Genomic DNA, 257 nt, shown 5'->3' with positions numbered 1-257 from the left:
GCCTTGAACCTGGAAGTAAACGGCCAGCCGCTGGCCGCTGGGGTCAGTGATCAGCAGGGGCACATTGGCCGCTACGACGAAGCGGTGATCGTGGTGCCGGTAAGCATCACGGCGTTTTCCTTCCTGCGCCAGGCCTATGGGCTGGGCAAGCTGGACTCGCTGCAGGGTCTACCCTACAAGCTGCACGGCAAACTGGCCGGCGGGCCGCTGGGGACCGTGCGCTTTACCGATGAAGGCAAGCTGGACTTGCCCAAGGG

Annotated in this window: 1 protein-coding gene; it reads left to right on the top strand. The window is 64.2% G+C overall.

The window, feature by feature from the left end; genetic code table 11:
• The coding region (locus FQ664_RS26390; protein WP_178091102.1) for an LEA/WHy family protein at positions 1 to 257 on the top strand (257 nt) is incomplete at both ends.

Origin of the sequence: Pseudomonas persica (assembly GCF_900291015.1) — a bacterium.
In the GTDB taxonomy this organism is placed as follows: Bacteria; Pseudomonadota; Gammaproteobacteria; order Pseudomonadales; family Pseudomonadaceae; genus Aquipseudomonas.
Note: the sequence above shows the minus strand (reverse complement) of the source record. Positions and strands in the feature narration are given on the sequence as shown.